The organism is Halomonas sp. BN3-1 (assembly GCF_003056325.1).
GTDB classification, from domain to species: Bacteria; Pseudomonadota; Gammaproteobacteria; order Pseudomonadales; family Halomonadaceae; genus Halomonas; species Halomonas litopenaei.
This window is the reverse complement of record NZ_PYVV01000001.1, coordinates 403730-420040: the sequence shown is the minus strand read 5'-3', so window position 1 is coordinate 420040 and position 16311 is coordinate 403730. Positions and strand designations below refer to the sequence as shown.

Annotated in this window: 19 protein-coding genes; 12 read left to right on the top strand and 7 right to left on the bottom strand. The window is 63.1% G+C overall.

The genetic code is table 11. The features are described from left to right. Positions 1-70: 70 nt before the first annotated feature. Positions 71-589, bottom strand: a complete 519-nt coding sequence (locus C9F12_RS01835) for a L,D-transpeptidase (protein ID WP_108447771.1) — start codon at positions 587-589, stop codon at positions 71-73. Between the two features lie 21 nt (positions 590-610). Beyond that, positions 611-1291, bottom strand: a complete 681-nt coding sequence (locus C9F12_RS01830; protein WP_108447770.1) for a TetR/AcrR family transcriptional regulator — start codon at positions 1289-1291, stop codon at positions 611-613. Between the two features lie 309 nt (positions 1292-1600). Between C9F12_RS01830 and lexA the strand changes: the two genes are divergently transcribed. Continuing rightward, positions 1601-2266, top strand: a complete 666-nt coding sequence (lexA, locus tag C9F12_RS01825) for a transcriptional repressor LexA (protein ID WP_108132779.1) — start codon at positions 1601-1603, stop codon at positions 2264-2266. A gap of 40 nt (positions 2267-2306) precedes the next feature. Continuing rightward, positions 2307-3365, top strand: a complete 1059-nt coding sequence (dinB, locus tag C9F12_RS01820; protein ID WP_108447769.1) for a DNA polymerase IV — start codon at positions 2307-2309, stop codon at positions 3363-3365. On the opposite strand, the gene C9F12_RS01815 is transcribed toward dinB, so the two are convergent. Together C9F12_RS01815 and C9F12_RS01810 are read right to left on the bottom strand one after the other, a co-directional pair. Then, on the bottom strand, positions 3351-3899 hold the full coding sequence (locus C9F12_RS01815; protein WP_162816362.1) for a hypothetical protein: 549 nt from the start codon (positions 3897-3899) through the stop codon (positions 3351-3353). The genes dinB and C9F12_RS01815 overlap by 15 nt on opposite strands. A 28-nt stretch (positions 3900-3927) precedes the next feature. After that, positions 3928-4230 carry a succinate dehydrogenase assembly factor 2 gene (locus C9F12_RS01810; RefSeq protein ID WP_108447767.1) on the bottom strand — a complete coding sequence of 101 codons (303 nt, stop codon included), beginning with the start codon at positions 4228-4230 and terminating at the stop codon, positions 3928-3930. Between the two features lie 238 nt (positions 4231-4468). Here C9F12_RS01810 and C9F12_RS01805 point away from each other — a divergent pair, with 238 nt between their 5' ends. Genes C9F12_RS01805 through lapB form a run of 3 tightly spaced genes read left to right on the top strand, consistent with a single transcriptional unit; the run spans position 4469 to position 6304 of the window. After that, entirely contained in the window at positions 4469-4765 is a 297-nt protein-coding gene (locus C9F12_RS01805; RefSeq protein ID WP_045994571.1) for an integration host factor subunit beta, read from the top strand. Positions 4766-4819: 54 nt separating this feature from the next. Next, positions 4820-5125, top strand: coding sequence for a LapA family protein (locus C9F12_RS01800; protein WP_045994572.1), 306 nt, complete (start codon positions 4820-4822; stop codon positions 5123-5125). Further along, a complete protein-coding gene (gene lapB / locus C9F12_RS01795) occupies positions 5126-6304 on the top strand; it encodes a lipopolysaccharide assembly protein LapB (RefSeq protein ID WP_108447766.1) in 1179 nt (392 codons plus the stop codon). A 100-nt stretch (positions 6305-6404) separates the two neighbouring features. Here lapB and pyrF read toward each other — a convergent pair whose 3' ends face one another. Beyond that, complete coding sequence (gene pyrF, locus C9F12_RS01790; RefSeq protein WP_114447129.1) at positions 6405-7106, bottom strand: orotidine-5'-phosphate decarboxylase; 702 nt, start codon at positions 7104-7106, stop codon at positions 6405-6407. 316 nt (positions 7107-7422) lie between these two features. Between pyrF and C9F12_RS01785 the strand changes: the two genes are divergently transcribed. After that, complete coding sequence (locus C9F12_RS01785) at positions 7423-7782, top strand: ComEA family DNA-binding protein (RefSeq protein WP_345840253.1); 360 nt, start codon at positions 7423-7425, stop codon at positions 7780-7782. Between the two features lie 118 nt (positions 7783-7900). Here the strand turns inward: C9F12_RS01785 and C9F12_RS01780 are convergent, their stop codons facing one another. Together C9F12_RS01780 and C9F12_RS01775 are read right to left on the bottom strand one after the other, a co-directional pair. Continuing rightward, entirely contained in the window at positions 7901-8959 is a 1059-nt protein-coding gene (locus C9F12_RS01780; RefSeq protein ID WP_108447764.1) for an Rpn family recombination-promoting nuclease/putative transposase, read from the bottom strand. Between the two features lie 58 nt (positions 8960-9017). Continuing rightward, a complete protein-coding gene (locus tag C9F12_RS01775) occupies positions 9018-9779 on the bottom strand; it encodes an SDR family NAD(P)-dependent oxidoreductase (protein WP_108447763.1) in 762 nt (253 codons plus the stop codon). A 457-nt stretch (positions 9780-10236) separates the two neighbouring features. Here C9F12_RS01775 and C9F12_RS01770 point away from each other — a divergent pair, with 457 nt between their 5' ends. The 6 genes from C9F12_RS01770 to C9F12_RS01745 all read left to right on the top strand — a co-directional run bounded on the left by C9F12_RS01770 (position 10237) and on the right by C9F12_RS01745 (position 16142). Further along, positions 10237-10782 (top strand): FxsA family protein, encoded by a 546-nt coding sequence (locus tag C9F12_RS01770; RefSeq protein ID WP_108447762.1) that lies wholly within the window; start codon positions 10237-10239, stop codon positions 10780-10782. Between the two features lie 412 nt (positions 10783-11194). Next, positions 11195-11488 carry a co-chaperone GroES gene (locus tag C9F12_RS01765; protein WP_045994577.1) on the top strand — a complete coding sequence of 98 codons (294 nt, stop codon included), beginning with the start codon at positions 11195-11197 and terminating at the stop codon, positions 11486-11488. 69 nt (positions 11489-11557) lie between these two features. Beyond that, entirely contained in the window at positions 11558-13201 is a 1644-nt protein-coding gene (gene groL, locus C9F12_RS01760) for a chaperonin GroEL (protein WP_045994578.1), read from the top strand. Between the two features lie 189 nt (positions 13202-13390). Next, complete coding sequence (locus C9F12_RS01755; protein ID WP_240184130.1) at positions 13391-14329, top strand: homocysteine S-methyltransferase family protein; 939 nt, start codon at positions 13391-13393, stop codon at positions 14327-14329. A gap of 284 nt (positions 14330-14613) precedes the next feature. Continuing rightward, positions 14614-14856: a hypothetical protein gene (locus C9F12_RS01750; protein WP_108447761.1), complete on the top strand. Its 243-nt coding sequence runs from the start codon at positions 14614-14616 to the stop codon at positions 14854-14856. After that, positions 14853-16142 (top strand): GNVR domain-containing protein, encoded by a 1290-nt coding sequence (locus C9F12_RS01745; protein WP_108447760.1) that lies wholly within the window; start codon positions 14853-14855, stop codon positions 16140-16142. The genes C9F12_RS01750 and C9F12_RS01745 overlap by 4 nt, the downstream gene beginning before the upstream one ends. Positions 16143-16311 lie beyond the last annotated feature (169 nt).

The following is a 16311-nucleotide window of genomic DNA, read 5'->3' as shown; positions in this document are numbered from 1 at the left end:
CTGAGCCGACGAGGACTTCGCTCAGTGACGCCTTTACTGACGTCTGCATTGGCTTGATCAGTGGACGTGATCAGTCATGCAGCCACACCGGGGTACCGGGCGTGGCTTCGTCGAACAGCCGCAACAGGTCGTCGTCACGCAGCCGAATACAGCCATGGGAGTCGGCCACCCCCATGGGCTTGTCCGGCGGAGTGCCGTGAAAATAGATATAGCGGCGCAGGGAATCGACGTCGCCGCCTCGATTGAAGCCCGGCTCCAGTCCGCTGAGCCAGAGGATTCTGGTCAGGATCCAGTCGCGCTCTGGCTGGGCCTGGCCTAGCGCCTCGCTGTAGACCTCACCGGTGGGCCGACGGCCACGAAAGACGCAGCCCGCGGGCTGCCCCTCACCGATAGCGGCACGGATCTGGTGCCAGCCCAGCGGGGTCTGGCCGCTGCCCTCTTGCTGGCCCGTACCGGCAGCACCGGTGGACACCAGGCATTGCCAGGCGGGGGCTTCGCCCTGCCACAGCGTCAGCTGCTGACGGGCGGTGTCGACCTCCACCCACACGCCCTCGCTGGGGGGAAGCGCTGCCAGTTGCGGGGTTCGCATGACCCTGACTCCCTTTTCGGCTTATGCAGTTGGCTCGCGCGTCGCCGCTGGCATCGTCGGCGCCGGCTCCGGCAGTGGCGCCTTCAGCGCCGATACCACCACCGGCATCATGCGGCGCACCAGATCGCGCACCGAGACGTGCTCGTCGTAGTCCTTCTCGGCGATGTCGCGCAGGGCATCGAGCCCCGACAGGGTAAAGATCACGGTGCCCAGCGCAAAGTGCAGACGCCAGAAGCGCTCGGAGTCCGGCAGCTCCGGCGTGGCCTTGCGCACCAGCGCCACGAAACGGGTGAACACGGTGCCGTACTGGTCCTGGATATAGCGACGCAGATGCCCCTGGGCCTGACTGTAGGCCAGCCCCAGCAGGCGCATGAACACCTTGAGGCTGTGCCGCTCGGCCGGTACCTCGAGCACGGTGCGGGCCATGGTCTCGAGCAGCACCTCCAGCGGAATCACGCGATCGCCGTAGCCGCGCTCGAGCTCATCGATGGCGGCATGAAAGCGATCGGAGAAGGGATCAAGGTAGCGGGAGAACACCGCCTGGATCAGCGCCTTCTTGGAGCCGAAGTGGTAGTTGACGGCGGCCAGGTTGACCTTGGCCTTGCCGGTAATGTTGCGCAGCGACGTTTCCGCGAAGCCGCGTTCGGCGAAAAGCACCTCGGCGGTGTCCAGGATGCGCGTCACGGTATCGGTCTGGGCCATTCGCGGGCTCCGTCCAGTCTTGTCAAGGGCAGTTGGAAACAATTGTTTGAATACTGGCTTGAGTGTAAGGGAGCCGCCCTTCTCGCACAATCAACCCTGGCTCCACCCTGTTTCAAACGAATGCATCAGGCGGCGGCCCACTACACCAGTGCCCTGGCACACTATTCCTGGGCTTTCGCGGTTTTACTGGATGTACATCCATACTGTACACTTCCCCAAGGGCGAGCATTGACGCCCTCAGCACTGGCAAGCGTCGGCAGCAAGCCGCCGCCAAGCCACCCTGTTCCATCGCCGCCCGTGGGAGGCCGCATGACACGTCCCCTGACCCCTCGCCAGCAAAACGTCTATGACTTTATCGTCAAGACCATGAACGAGCTGGGGTACCCGCCCACCCGCGCGGAGATTTCACGCGCCCTGGGCTTTCGCTCCCCCAATGCTGCCGAAGAGCACCTGCGGGCGCTCGAGCGCAAGGGTGCGATTCGCGTGATTCGCGGCACCTCTCGCGGCATCCGCCTGCCGGCCCAGGAGGCAGACTCCGGCGCCGCCAACGAGTCGCCCCAGGAAGCCAGTCCCTCGCAGGGCCTGCCGATCATCGGTGAGGTCGCCGCCGGCAGCCCGATCCTCGCCGCCGAGCATATCGACCGCTACTGCCCGCTGCCGCCGGACTACTTCACCCCGCGCGCAGACTATCTGCTGCGCGTGCGCGGGCTGTCGATGAAGGACGTCGGCATCCTGGAGGGTGACCTGCTGGCGGTGCATCGCACCGAGCGCATCCGCAACGGCCAGATCGTGGTAGCACGCCTGGAGGATGAGGTGACAGTCAAGCGCTTCCAGCGTGACGGCCATCAGGTCACCCTGGAGGCCGAGAACCCCGACTTCGCGCCCATCACCCTGGACCTGCGTCGCGACAGCCTGGATATCGAGGGCGTCGGGGTTGGGGTCATTCGCGGTGGCAACGGCCAAGCCCTGGGCTAGTCGCCGTTTTCACCGACGTCGTGCCAGCACCTGCCCGCCCATGCCTGCACCCGTACGCAAGATTCTGCATGCCGACTGCGACTGTTTCTACGCCGCGGTCGAGATGCGCGACAACCCCGCCCTGCGGGACATTCCACTGGCGGTGGGCGGCGCGCGCGAGGGCCGTGGCGTCATCACCACCTGCAACTATCCGGCGCGCAAGTTCGGCATCCATTCGGCGATGCCGACAGCCCGCGCGCTTCGCCTGTGCCCCGAACTGACGCTGGTTCCGCCGGACTTCGACAAGTATCGCGAGGTGTCGAGGCAGATTCAGGCGATCTTCCATGAGCTGACGCCACTGGTCGAACCGCTGTCGCTGGACGAGGCCTATCTGGACGTCAGCGATGTCGAGGGGTTCAAGGGCAGCGCCACCTGGATGGCCCGCTGGCTGAAGGAGGAGTGTCTGGCGCGCACCGGCATCACGGTGTCGGTGGGGGCGGCACCGTCCAAGTTCCTGGCCAAGATCGCCAGCGACTGGGACAAGCCGGATGGGCTGACGGTGATACCACCCGACCAGGTAGAAAGCTTCGTGCTGGCCCTGCCGGTGCGCAAGCTTCACGGCGTGGGGCCCGCCACCGCCGCCCGCCTGGACGCACTGGGCATCACCACCTGCGAGGAGCTGCGCGAACAGCCCATCGACAAGCTGCTGGACGAGTTCGGCAAATTCGGGCGACGCCTCTATGAACTCGCCCGCGGCATCGACGAGCGTCCGGTCAAGGTGGAGCGCGAACGCAAGTCGATCAGCGTCGAAAGCACCTACGGCCGGGACCTGCCGGATCTGGCCGCGGCCCAGCAGGCGCTGGTCACCCTCTGCGAGAAGTTGAAGGCGCGCATCGACCGCAATGGCCGACCACCCCTGGCCGGTGTGTTCGTCAAGGTGCGCTTTGACGACTTCACTACCACCACCCTGGAGTCGAAGGGCCTGGAGCCGGATCTCGCCAGCTACCGCCAGCTGCTCGACCAGGCCTGGCAACGCGCCCACCGCCCGGTGCGCCTGCTCGGCGTCGGCGTGCGCCTGGTGCCACAGGAAGCCAGGCAACAGCTGTCATTGCCGTTTTGACGTCTGAGAACCCAACGCCACTGGCATGCCAAGCAGGTAGCGTCTCAGCACGCGGTGCTCTTCGGATGTGATCGAGTCGGGCCACAGCCAGTGGGTATGCCCCTGCCAGCGCAGGGAGATCAGCCTGGCGCCGACGCTTTCGCAGGTCAGCTCGATCTCGCGCCAGTCAGCGTCATCCAAATAAAGCCTCACGGATTTGTCCGCAGATGACGCCAACGGACACCACTGCCAACGCCCAGGCACCGGGGCCCTGGGCTTGCCCCACCAGCGCACGAGCGTCTGACTCAGGGTGCGCAGAAGGCGTCGCTGCCGACGCTGCCATACGGAAAGCCCCGCCTCTTCGGTCTGCTCGTCATCCACGGCGACCAGCGTTGCCCCAGCTGTCGCCGCTGGCTCATTCTCGACCAGGCACCTTAGCTGACCCTGAAGCGGATGGCGGTAGGCGTGAATCAGTCTGCTGCAGAGAGCTGCGGTGAGCACAGCTCCTACCGGCGAGGGAGTGGCGCCGGCGACGACCAGCGCGATGGTCGCCACCAGCGCCCCCTGGAAGAGATGCTGCTGCTCAGAGGCCCCGATTGTGACCGTGACCGCTGGTCTCGGCATAGTCCACGATCATCTGCACGATACGGCGACGGATGGGCTCTTCTGGCCACTCGCGGCGCATCAACCACATGAACAGATCCTGGTCCTCTTCGGTGATCAGCTGGCGATAGGCGGCCTGGTCGGCCTCGTCGAGTTCATCGTAGCAATGCTCGAGAAACGGCAGCAGCAAGAGGTCCAGCTCCCACATGCCACGGCGGGAGTGCCAGTGCAGACGTTTGCGCTCGGCCTCGAGGCGGGAGGCCACGGAAGACGGTTGATCCAAGGGGAACCTCGTCAGGGATGGAATGTGTGGCCTCAGTATACCGCAGCACGATCCGCCAGGCAGCCGCGGGCGTATCCCGAAGGTGACCCGGCGCAAGATCATTGCCACGAATGTAGTGCGTTGTTTTCTCAAGACTTGAAAAGTATGCTATCTAAAAACAAGAGGCTGTGACGGATACGGCCTTCGCCACTGGCTTGGCCAGCGCTCAACACCCAGGTGGGACTCACGGAGACAACCGATGACAAAGTCCGAACTGATAGAGCAGATCTCCATGCGGCAGCCGGAGCTGTCGATCAAGGACGTCGAGGCCGCGGTGCGCCTCATTCTGGATGACATCACCGATACCCTCGCCGATGGTGGGCGGGTCGAGATACGGGGTTTTGGCAGTTTCTCTCTGCACTATCGGGAGCCCCGGGTCGGCCGCAACCCCAAGACAGGTGAAGCGGTGGAGCTGGAAGGCAAGTTCGTGCCACACTTCAAGCCCGGAAAGGAGTTGCGCGAACAAGTCGACGCCAGCCGTGCGCTGGGCTACTGAGTTCGCTGACAACCGCTCTCTCCGTTCTCTTTGTCTCACTATGGGAAGTCACACATGCGTTGGCTAAAAGGCCTGATCATGGCCATCATTCTGCTGGCGGTACTGGTCATCGGTATCCTGTTCGCGACCAACAACCAACAGGCCCTGCCGCTGAACCTCATCTGGTTCGAATTACCCGAGGCCTCCCTGTCGGTGTGGCTGCTGGCCTCCCTGGCTGTCGGCGTGCTGCTTGGCATGCTGGCGATGAGCGGCGTCTACATTCGGCTGCGCGCCCTGCTGACTCGCGCCCAACGCCACAACCAGCAGCAGCGCAAGGAACTTGATCGTCTTCGCGTGCAGGAGATGAAGGAACTTCCCTGAATGCCCGATCTTCTGCTGCTGGGCCTGCTGGTCGTCGCCCTCGCCATTGGCTGGGCGCTCGGCCGGCGGGAGAGTCGACAGCAAGAACGCCCCGCCCCAAGTCTCCACCGCGACTACTTTGTCGGTCTGAACTACCTGCTCAACGATCAGCAGGACCGGGCCATCGAGACCTTCATCTCTGCGTTGGAGGTCAACAGCGATACCATCGAGACTCACGTCACCCTGGGGAACCTGTTTCGCTCTCGCGGTGAGGCCGACCGCGCCGTCAAGATTCACCAGAACCTGCTCGCACGTCCTTTCCTGGACGGCCACCAGGGAGCCTGGGTTCAGCTCGAGCTGTCCCGGGACTTTCTGCAACTGGGTCTGCACGATCGCGCCGAACGGCTGCTGAAGGGGCTGGTCAAGGAAGAAACCCACGCCGAAGTACGCCACCATGCCAAGCGGCTGCTGGTGGACCTGTTCGAGCGCGAGGGTGAATGGCGGCAGGCGATCGACGAGGCCGTTCCCCAGTTGACCCGACGCCATGATGACCTGCGTCGGGCCGCTGCCCACTGGCACTGCGAACTGGCCGAAGAGGCGCGAGCATCCAATAGCCACGGCATCGCCAGAAAGCACCTGAAGCAGGCGCTTTCCATCGACGAACGCTGCATCCGCGCCAACCTGATCCAGGCCGAGCTGTGCCACGACACCGGCCAGTACCGCCAGGCGCTCAAGCATCTGGATCGCATTCCCCAGCAGGACGCCGACTTTATCCCGACGCTGCTTGAGCCGCTGGAACGCACCTATCAGCTTCTTGACGACGCCGAGGGACTGATCGCGCACCTGCACCGGCTGCTGGAGCTGAATCCCTGTACCAGCGTAATGCTGCTGCTGGCGCAGACGCTACGTCGGGTGCGAGGGAGTGATGAGGAGGCGATAGCGCTGATCACCGAACAGCTCAGGAAGGAGCCGAGCCTGGGTGGGGTGGACTATCTGATGGGGCTGTACCAGCGCAGCGAGGCAAGCGAAGGCGACCCCCGTTTTGACCTGCTGCGCCAGCACACCCAGCCGCTGATCAAGGCGCTACCCCGCCACCGCTGCCGACGCTGCGGCTTCTCCGGTGAACACCTGCACTGGCAGTGCCCAAGATGCAGGAATTGGGGCACCACCAAACCCATCACCGGTATAGAGGGGGAGTAGCGGTCACTTGGCCTCTAACTCCTTCTCGATCGCCTCGAGCGCTGCCATCGGGTCTTATGCCTGACTTGATCAGGATCGTGGTCAGCCGACTCCGACTGGGTTACGCCTCTTTCAGCTCCTTCTCGATCGCCTCGAGTGCGGCCATGGGGTCTTCTGCCTGAGTGACAGGTCTTCCCACCACCAGGTGCGTGCTACCGGCGTCCATGGCCTGGCGCGGGGTCATGATCCGCCGCTGATCTCCGGCCTGGGCAAAGCTCGGTCGAATGCCCGGGGTAACCTTGAGGAAGTCTTCGCCACAGGCGGCCTTGAGACGCGCCGATTCCTGCGCCGAGCACACCACGCCGTCCATCCCGCTGGCCTTGGCCAGTCGTGCCAGGTGCTCCACCTGCTCGTCCAGGCCAACCGAAACATTAGTAGCTGCAAGTTCCTCGGCGGTCATGCTGGTCAGCACCGTCACCGCGATCAGGTGGGTCGCAAGGCCCTCCCTGTCGAGCCGCTCTCGCGCCGCTTCCATCATGCGGGCGCCGCCGCTGGCATGAACATTGACCATCCACACGCCTTGCTCTGCCGCCGCCTGAACGGCAGCCGCCACTGTATTCGGAATATCGTGAAACTTGAGGTCGAGAAAGACCTCGAAACCCCGGCCATGCAGCGCTTCCAGCACATTGGGGCCGCTGCGGGTGAACAGCTCCTTGCCAACCTTGAGACGACAGCGCTCGGGGTCCAGTCGGTCCGCCATGCACAGCGCGGCGTCCATGGAGGGATAGTCGAGTGCGATGATCAAGGGCGATGAGGTAGTCACGGAGGCCTCCGGCACAGTGGAATCGAAGGGCGCACCTGCGGCCTGAATGACGTGAGCCAAGCCGGCCCGGTCGCGAGACTCAGGACCCGGAGCGCCAAAACGCCGCAGTATATCAGCCCAAGCGACTTCCGCGCGGCCCTCTGGCTTCATCTGAATATCTAATTCCACTGATATTTTTATAAGTAATTTCTTATAACTGGATCCGTCGCTCGGCGCCTAAGGTGAAAGACGAGACCAACGGCATCACGTCGAACGGACTCGAAGGGGCAAGCCCCCTACGTCATGAAGACGACTTTCAACAGCAAGGAGATGTCCGATGCAGACCCACAACGCACAACAGGCTGTTCGCCATCCATCGATGAACGACAACTCGAGTACCCTTTCCGCAAGCAAGCGGTCCAGGTTATGGACCATCGCACTACTGGCACTGACCTGGATGTTGCTGGCACAGCCAGTCATGGCCGAGGAGCGGCTGAGTATCGAGCCGATCAACGTCAACGAGGCCAGCGTCGAGCTGCTGGCGGAACTCCCCGGCATCGGCCCCGGCAAGGCCCAGGCCATCGTCGAAGACCGCCAGGCCAACGGCCCCTTCACCACCATCGAGGACCTGACTCGAGTAAAGGGCATCGGTGACGCCACCGTCGCTCGGCTGAAGGATGAAATCAGCCTGCGCTAGACACCGGCTGCAACCTAGCCCTCCGCCGCGCTGTGCGGCGGAGGGCTTGTGGGCGTGAGGACAACTGAACACCTCAGACAACGGGCTCTCCAGGCAACCAAAAGGCCATGATAGACCATCAGTTGGAACGCTCCATTTCCTCTCGCAGCTTGGTGACCAGCTCTACCGAAATCTCGGCCACTTGCGCGATCGTCAGGTCATCCAGTGAGGTCCGCTGAATCATATTGCGGGCTACGTCTTGCTTGCCTTCCTGACGACCTTCCTCGCGACCTTCCTGACGACCTTCCTGACGACCTTCCTCGCGACCTTCCTCGCGACCTTCCTCGCGACCTTCCTCGCGACCTTCCTCGCGTCCTTCCTCGCGCCCTTCCCGACGCCCCTCCGCCAGCCCCTGCTGCTTCCACTGCTCAGGCCACCGCTTGGCTCGTTCTGCCAGCATGTTGTGCACCTCGCTCAATTCATTCAGGGCCTGCCATCCGCCCTGTTCCTCATTTGACACCCAGTTCGGCAATAGTACTCGCTTGATCCAGATGACGAAGTGTCGACGCAAATCTGTCTGCTCTGGTGTCTGCAACCATTTCACCAGCAATCCGATCAGCTCAACCGCATCTGCGGGACTCCGGTGATGCTCCAGCTGGAAGATGGCCGACACCACATTGCGCGCTTCGCTGGAGAACTGCTGGTCGGCAACGAGGGCGCCTTCATCCAATAGCAGAAAGGACAGATCCGGTCGGTAGTGCGCCAGGCTGCCAGGTCCTGCCTGAATGAGATCCCGAACGTTGACAGGCGCGCTCCAGCGACGCTCTCCATTATAGAGCACGATAGGCAAAACCGGCGGTAGCTTGCCCGACCGAGTCAGCTGTTTCTGCTTGACCAGATCCTGGTAGAGCAACCCGACGTAGGTCATGGTGCGAAGCGCCATGAAACGATCCACCGTGCTCTGAAATTCCAGCAACAGGTAGACGTAGCACCACTCATCACCGAAGCGCGCGCGCCAGATGACGTCGTTTTCGCGATCACGAAGGTCATCAGTGACGAAGCTGCCGCTGACCCGCTCCAGCGAGTCGAGGTCCAGCTTCTCGATCCAGTCTTCGCCGATAAAGCCGGTCAGCAGGTCTCGGATCACCCTCGGCTCGCTGAACAACAACTTGTAGCTTTGATCATGCTGGTTTTTCATGGCGCCCTGACCCGGCCAGGCGGCCGGCCTCTTCCCTTGGCTAGACCTAGACCTGGATCTAGAGCCGCAGCCCCCCGTCCACTTCCATGACGCGGGCGGTGAAGTAGTCATTGTCAAAGATGAAGGCAACGCTCTCGGCGATATCGGCAGGTGCGCCAAGGCGGCGCAGGGGCACGCCTGCGGTCAGTTTTTCGAGCATGTCGTCACGCATGGAGGCGGTCATCTCGGTCTCGATGAAGCCAGGTGCCACCGCGCCCACGCGAATACCATGACGGGCCAGCTCCTTGCCCCAGGTGACGGTCAGGGCGGCAACGCCGGCCTTGGCCGCGGCATAGTTGCTCTGGCCCATGTTGCCGGCGCGCGAGATGCTCGAGATATTGACGATGACACCCCGGCGGTCATCCTCGATCATGGCTGCGGCGGCGGCACGCCCGCACAGGAACACTCCGGTCAGATTGACATCGATGACCGCCTGCCACTCGTCCAGCCCCAGCGTCTTTTCGACCTTGCCGTCGCGCGCCTTGACCAGCAGGCCGTCACGCAGGATACCGGCGTTGTTGACCAGACCGTCGAGCGGCCCCATGTGCTCGCGGATGTCCGCAAAGGCTTCAGTGACAGAGGCCTCGTCCGCCACGTTGGCGACAAAGGCTCTGGCGGTGATGCCGGCATCGAACAGACCATTGACGGCCTGGTCCAACTGGTCGTTATCGGTATCGATGAGCGCGACCCGCGCTCCACGGCTTCCCAGATGGTGCGCCATGGCCAGGCCGAGTCCACGGGCTCCGCCGGTGATGGCGATCAGTGCATCGTCGAGTTGCATGCGGTTTCCCCTTGCAAGACGCGTCGTACACGCGTGTTTTCAGATGGTTTTTTCTGTCATGGCACCCAAGGCATAGCGCCAAGGCGCGGCAGACCGCACCTGCCGCCAGGCGAAGCGGCCGCGCGATACATCAAAGCACCACATATGAGCCCACTAACCATTGGTGCACCGCATCATGACAACCTTTCACACCCCCCGCCACTCTTCCTTCGTCTAGCGCAAGCCGGCGCTACCACCTGCGCCCGAATCGGGCGATGAAGGAAGATCTTTGCCACACCGAGCGGAGGAAACCGTAAGCACAACCGCGCGAGTGGCCGCGCCAGAGTCGGCAAGGCGCCGCCAGCAGATGAAAGGCGCTGCCAGCAAATGAAAGCCGCCGACAGCAAAAGCCACAGCAACGCTTGAACTCCGAGGTGGCCACCCCCATCTTGAACGGAGATCACAACGCGGAGCTGACATGCCCTTTCTTCTTATCTTCACCATCTTCGCCCTGCTCGACTTCGCTGTACTCTTTTCGGTGGGTAGCGAAATCGGTCTGCTTTCCACCCTGGCGCTGGTGCTGGCGACCGGCTTCATCGGTCTGCACCTGATTCGTCGCGAAGGCGTGGCCACCTTCGCACGCGCCCAGGAGCGGATGTCCCGCGGCGAGATCCCCTCCTCGGAGCTGATGACCGGTGCCGCGCTGATTTTCGGTGGCGCCCTGCTGATGGCGCCGGGTTTTCTGTCTGACGCACTCGGCTTCATGTGCCTGATTCCCAACGCTCGCCGCCTGCTGGGCAAGGCGCTGGCCAAGGTCGGGGTGCGCATGAAGGGCTTCCAGATGGGCGGCACCCATTTCGGCGGTACTCAGGAAGGGGGCTTTGCGGGCCCGAAGGCCAATGCCGATGGATGGGACGAGGCTTCCGGCCGTCGCCGGGATGACACCAGCTGGCGCGAAAGTTCGGCCGGCGATGAAGAACCGCTGGAAGGCGAATTTATCAGCAAGGATGAGCGACGCCGCTAAGACTTGCCTGAACAATGCTTACGTTCCTCAAGGTGGTGGAACAAGCCTGAGGCTTGCGCGGCGGACCCACCCTTGTCGCATCATCGTCTTGTCCCTCGCATTGGCACCCTTAGGGGTGCCGATGCCGTTTCATGGGCTCCGTCAGCCTTGGATGCAAGAAGACAAAAAAATTTTCATCCAAGCCCTTGAAAGCCCCCACTCCAGCCCCACTTACCAGAGCAGCACCAAGCTTCGGTGAGGGAGCACGCTCCCCCGCCATTGACAGGAGGGCCGACAAGGGCCTGCCACTTCATCGGCAGCCCGGCACTGACCTCCAGCTCTCGCCGAGTCGCAGGGCGTCACGACGAGAGTGAACAATGAACCGCCGGGGTGGATGCCCCGGCCTTGCAAAACCATCAGGAGAACGTGAGCAATGAACATCCGTCCCTTGCACGATCGCGTCGTCATCCGTCGCGTTGAGGAAGAGCAGAAGACCGCAGGCGGCATCGTGCTTCCGGGCAACGCCCAGGAAAAACCGACTCGTGGCGAAGTTCTCGCCGTCGGTAACGGTCGGATTCTCGAGAGCGGCGACGTGCGTCCTCTGGACGTCAAGGTCGGCGACACCGTGATCTTCAAGGATGGCTTCGGCGTCGAAAAGCAGAAGATCGACGGCGAGGAAGTCCTGATCATGAGCGAGTCCGACATCCTGGCGGTCGTCGAGGGCTAAGCCCTGCCCCGCAGACTCACTCGTTTCAACGTTCACTTTTGACGCTTAGATTTTAAGGAAGTACAGAAAATGGCAGCGAAACAAGTCAAGTTCTCTGATGATGCCCGCAAGCGCATGGCGCGTGGCGTCGATGTCCTGGCCAATGCCGTCAAGGCTACCCTGGGCCCGAAAGGTCGCAACGTGGTGCTGGAGAAGTCCTTCGGCGCGCCGACCGTGACCAAGGACGGCGTCAGCGTCGCCAAGGAAATCGAACTGAAGGACCGGTTCGAAAACATGGGCGCGCAGATGGTCAAGGAAGTGGCTTCCAAGACTTCCGACGTCGCCGGTGACGGTACCACCACCGCTACCGTGCTGGCCCAGGCCATCGTCGCCGAAGGCCTGAAGGGCGTGACCGCCGGCATGAACCCGATGGACCTCAAGCGCGGCATCGACCAGGCCGTCATCGCTGCGGTCAAGGAAATCCAGGCCCTGTCCGTGCCCTGCACCGACTCCAAGGCCATCGCCCAGGTCGGCACCATCTCCGCCAACGGCGACTCGCGCATCGGCGAGATCATCGCCGAAGCGATGGAGAAGGTCGGCAAGGAAGGCGTCATCACTGTCGATGAAGGCCGTGGCTTCGAAGACGAGCTGGACGTGGTCGAGGGCATGCAGTTCGACCGCGGCTACCTGAGCCCGTACTTCGTCACCAACCAGGACACCATGGCGGTGGAACTGGAAGATCCGTTCATCCTGCTGGTGGACAAGAAGATCTCCAACATCCGCGAACTGCTGCCGACCCTGGAAGCTGTCGCCAAGGCCGGCAAGCCGCTGGTGATCATCGCCGAAGACATCGAAGGCGAAGCGCTGGCTACCCTGGTGGTCAACACCATGCGTGGCATCGTCAAGGTCGCCGCCGCCAAGGCGCCTGGCTTCGGTGATCGTCGCAAGGCCATGCTGCAGGACATCGCGATCCTGACCAACGGCACCGTGATCTCCGAGGAAGTGGGTCTGAACCTCGAGCAGGCCACCCTGGACCACCTGGGCACCGCCAAGCGCGTGACCATGTCCAAGGAAAACACCACCATCATCGATGGTGCCGGCAACGACGGTGACATCGAAGCACGCGTCAACCAGATCCGCGCCCAGATCGAAGAGACTTCCTCCGACTACGATCGCGAGAAGCTCCAGGAGCGTGTCGCCAAGCTGGCCGGCGGTGTTGCCGTCATCCGCGTCGGTGCCGCTACCGAAGTCGAGATGAAGGAGAAGAAGGCCCGGGTCGAGGACGCCCTGCACTCTACCCGCGCTGCGGTCGAGGAAGGTGTCGTGCCTGGTGGCGGTACTGCCCTGATCCGCATCCTGACCAAGATCGCTGGTCTCAAGGGTGACAACGAAGACCAGACCCACGGTATCGCCATCGCCCTGCGCGCCATGGAAGCACCGCTGCGTCAGATCGTCACCAACGCCGGCCAGGAAGCCTCCGTCATCGTCAACCGCATCAAGGACGGTGAAGGCAACTTCGGCTACAACGCCCAGACCGGCGAGTACGGCGACCTGTTCGAGATGGGTGTGCTGGACCCGGCCAAGGTGACTCGCAGCGCGCTGCAGTCCGCTGGCTCCGTTGCTGGCCTGCTGATCACCACCGAAGCCATGATCGCCGACGATCCGGACGAGAAGGACGCTGCTCCGGACATGGGCGGCATGGGTGGAATGGGCGGCATGGGCGGCATGATGTAACGCCTGCCCCGGGCAGCTCCGGCTGCCCGACCCGCGCACCCCAAGCGCACAAAGCCCTGCCTGATGGCAGGGCTTTCTTGTTTGTCCCCATTCATTGAGCCGCCTCATCCAGAGGTTGAGGACTTTTCAATTTATTCCCGCCCCCGGGACATGATTCACTATCGGCTGGATCAACTTGCAGGCAACATCATGGATTTGACGCTACTGGACGGCGGCATGGGGCGCGAGCTCAAGCGTATCGGCGCCCCCTTCTCACAGCCCTTGTGGAGCGCCCAGGCGCTGATCGAAGCTCCCGACCGGGTCATCGAGGCCCACCTCAACTTTATTCGGGCCGGCGCCCGAGTGATTACTGCCAACAGCTACGCCTGCGTGCCGTTCCATCTTGGCGAGCGGCGCTATCGGGAAGAGGGGCCGGCACTCGCTTCTCTCGCGGCACGACTGGCAGCGCAAGCGGTCAGCCGCTGGCAGGAAGCATCCGTCCAGCCACCACCGCAGGCAAATGCCCCAGAAGCCTCGGTTAGCGTCGCGGGCTGCCTGCCTCCCGCCCTGGGCAGCTATCGTCCCGATCTGTTCGACCCCGGCCGCGCCAGGGAGATCACCACTGCCCTGTATCATGCACAGGACCCACACGTGGATCTGTGGCTCGCCGAGACGCTGTCGAGTCTTGCCGAGATCTCGGTCATGCAGGAGGTCCTGGCGGCCTCCGAGAAGCCTCGCTGGTACGCCCTCACCCTGCAGGACGAGGTGTCCGACATCGCACGCCTGCGCTCCGGAGAGTCCGTTGCCGAGGCCACCCAACAGCTATGTCAGGGCGGCGCCGACGCCATCCTGTTCAACTGCTCGATTCCGGAGGTCATGGCGCAGGCACTGGTCGACGCCGGCGACGCCATGCAACGACTCAAGCTATCGCGCCCGCTGGGCGCCTACGCCAACAGCTTCTCACCGATCGGCGATGCCCACCGGGCCAACACCACCTTGACGACGGACCGGGAGCTCACCCCGGCAGGCTACCTGGACTATGCCAAACGCTGGCACTCCCTGGGCGCGCGTCTGATCGGCGGGTGCTGTGGCATCCATCCGGCCCATATCGAGACACTCGCCGACTGGTACCAAGCCGACCATCGCTAGAACGCGCTCTGTCGCCTCACTTCTTCGCTCCTCACCCGCCAGCCACACGACACCCAAGAGCCCAGACCATCGGCTGCGACGTCCTTGATCTTCGTCAGGGCGGCGCAGCGTGGCGGCCTTTACTTTCTCCCTTCCTGATCCACGGCAGCGTCGCGCCGCGTCCACGCCGCTAGGCTGTTCGGCCAGCAGATGAGTCGGTGGTTTCCCGTCCTTGAAGGTTGCCCCTGTGGCACACCGATGGCTCATCGACCGCCAATTCCTCAACGCTCGATCAGGACTCTTCGATGTCACCCTCTCGGCTATTACTTCTCGGCCCCATCGCCTTGCTGCTTCCAGGGGGCTTTACCCTGATACGCGGGCATGCACTGCGCGCCTCCGTCGCCTTCATTGCCTGGTTGGCTCCGCTGGTTGCGGCAGCACTGGGGCTGATGAGCCTGGCCGTCGCCGGCCTGCTGGAAGCCTTTGTTCTTGTTGGCCATGGCCTGATCCTCAGCATGCATCTGGCACTGTGGAGGCCGCAGCGATGAGCGCTATCGACAGCCAACTCCCCGCGCTTTCCTATCGCCGAGATGATGAGGTAGACCTGCGCGATATCGCCCTGATGTTGCTTGAAGGCTGGAAATGGATCCTTGGCAGCGTGGCCACCGCCCTGGTACTGGCCCTGGTGTATGTTGCCATCTCCACCCAGAGCTTTCGCGCGTCAACCAGCTACACGCCCTCCCCGGAGGGGCTTCGCCTGCTCAACCAGATGCCCGGCATCGACTATTCGAAGGCCTCTACGCAGGCAGAACTGGAACTGAAGCTCGGCAGCTTCGGCAATCTGCGAGAGTTCATCGATATCCACCCTGAGTGGCAGTCCATCACCCAGGCAGAGGCCGACGAGCAGGGCGTGACTCTGGATGAGCATCTACGCCTTCACTACTTCGACAAGCTGGAGATCAGCCTTCCCGACACGGAAGGAGCAGGCCCCCACCAGTTGAGTTTCGAATATCCGGAGTCGCTCAGAGGGGCAGCGCTACTCAATGAATATCTGGCCTGGACAGAGGCGCAGTACACCCAGGCCCTGGTCCAGCGCGCAACGCGTGCGCTGGAAACGGCGTTGACACGCAACAGCGAAAAGATGCAGGCACACCTGAACGCCTACCAGGACAGCGTGACTGCCGAGATCACCCGTCTTCACGAGCAGCACGACATTCACCTGGCCGAACTCGAAGACCAACTCCAGGCCGAAAAGAACGCCGAGCGCAAGTCTCGCCTCGAGCGCATTCGCACTCTGTCCCAGGCGGAAGCCATCGCACGGCGCCTGGGTATCACCCAGCCCACCTCGCCCCTGGAGCTGGGTGACGAGGGACAGACGCAGACCGACTACGATGACATCAGTATCGGCGCCAGCCTGCCGCTCTACTTCATGGGGTCCCAGGCACTGGCCGCAGAAAGAGAGGTGGTCGAACAAAGCCTGGAAGAAGACGCCAGCACCTCCGCTATCCGAGATATCGAAAAGAAGATTGCACAGCTTCAGCACGAACGTCGCATCGAAGCGCTGCAGCAGCGCGATGACGGCTCGCCGTTTATCGAGGCCTACAACCAGCTGCGCCAGGAAAATACCCTGCTGCGGGCCAACCGCGTCACCGCCGACGATATCGACGTCGTCGAGGTGGTCAACCTGGCCTATCGTCCGAACCGCCCAGAAGGCCCGGGCAAGGCCCTGGTGCTGGCCCTCGCCGTGATACTGGGGGGCATGCTCGGCGTCATGCTGGTGATGTGCGTATCGTTCGGCCGAAGCCTCAAGCGCTACAGGGCCCAGCGCGCTTGATGTCGCCATCCAGACCTGCAGCGCCAGCGCTGCACCCCTAGCCGCGCCCCCCAGGCTTTCCAACGCTATTGCATAGCACCAGCCGTTTAGCACTCGCCTCGAGTCAGACCTGGGTCTGACTCGGGGTCGTTGTGTACGTGCCGGCTCTCGACCTCGCCTACTTCGCTCC

Coding starts and splice junctions, on each gene's coding strand:
- C9F12_RS01835 (WP_108447771.1), bottom strand. CDS start 589: ATGCGAACCCCGCAACTGGCAGCGCTTCCCCCCAGCGAGGGCGTGTGG.
- C9F12_RS01830 (WP_108447770.1), bottom strand. CDS start 1,291: ATGGCCCAGACCGATACCGTGACGCGCATCCTGGACACCGCCGAGGTG.
- lexA (WP_108132779.1), top strand. CDS start 1,601: ATGACACGTCCCCTGACCCCTCGCCAGCAAAACGTCTATGACTTTATC.
- dinB (WP_108447769.1), top strand. CDS start 2,307: ATGCCTGCACCCGTACGCAAGATTCTGCATGCCGACTGCGACTGTTTC.
- C9F12_RS01805 (WP_045994571.1), top strand. CDS start 4,469: ATGACAAAGTCCGAACTGATAGAGCAGATCTCCATGCGGCAGCCGGAG.
- C9F12_RS01800 (WP_045994572.1), top strand. CDS start 4,820: ATGCGTTGGCTAAAAGGCCTGATCATGGCCATCATTCTGCTGGCGGTA.
- lapB (WP_108447766.1), top strand. CDS start 5,126: ATGCCCGATCTTCTGCTGCTGGGCCTGCTGGTCGTCGCCCTCGCCATT.
- C9F12_RS01785 (WP_345840253.1), top strand. CDS start 7,423: ATGCAGACCCACAACGCACAACAGGCTGTTCGCCATCCATCGATGAAC.
- C9F12_RS01780 (WP_108447764.1), bottom strand. CDS start 8,959: ATGAAAAACCAGCATGATCAAAGCTACAAGTTGTTGTTCAGCGAGCCG.
- C9F12_RS01775 (WP_108447763.1), bottom strand. CDS start 9,779: ATGCAACTCGACGATGCACTGATCGCCATCACCGGCGGAGCCCGTGGA.
- C9F12_RS01770 (WP_108447762.1), top strand. CDS start 10,237: ATGCCCTTTCTTCTTATCTTCACCATCTTCGCCCTGCTCGACTTCGCT.
- C9F12_RS01765 (WP_045994577.1), top strand. CDS start 11,195: ATGAACATCCGTCCCTTGCACGATCGCGTCGTCATCCGTCGCGTTGAG.
- groL (WP_045994578.1), top strand. CDS start 11,558: ATGGCAGCGAAACAAGTCAAGTTCTCTGATGATGCCCGCAAGCGCATG.
- C9F12_RS01755 (WP_240184130.1), top strand. CDS start 13,391: ATGGATTTGACGCTACTGGACGGCGGCATGGGGCGCGAGCTCAAGCGT.
- C9F12_RS01750 (WP_108447761.1), top strand. CDS start 14,614: ATGTCACCCTCTCGGCTATTACTTCTCGGCCCCATCGCCTTGCTGCTT.
- C9F12_RS01745 (WP_108447760.1), top strand. CDS start 14,853: ATGAGCGCTATCGACAGCCAACTCCCCGCGCTTTCCTATCGCCGAGAT.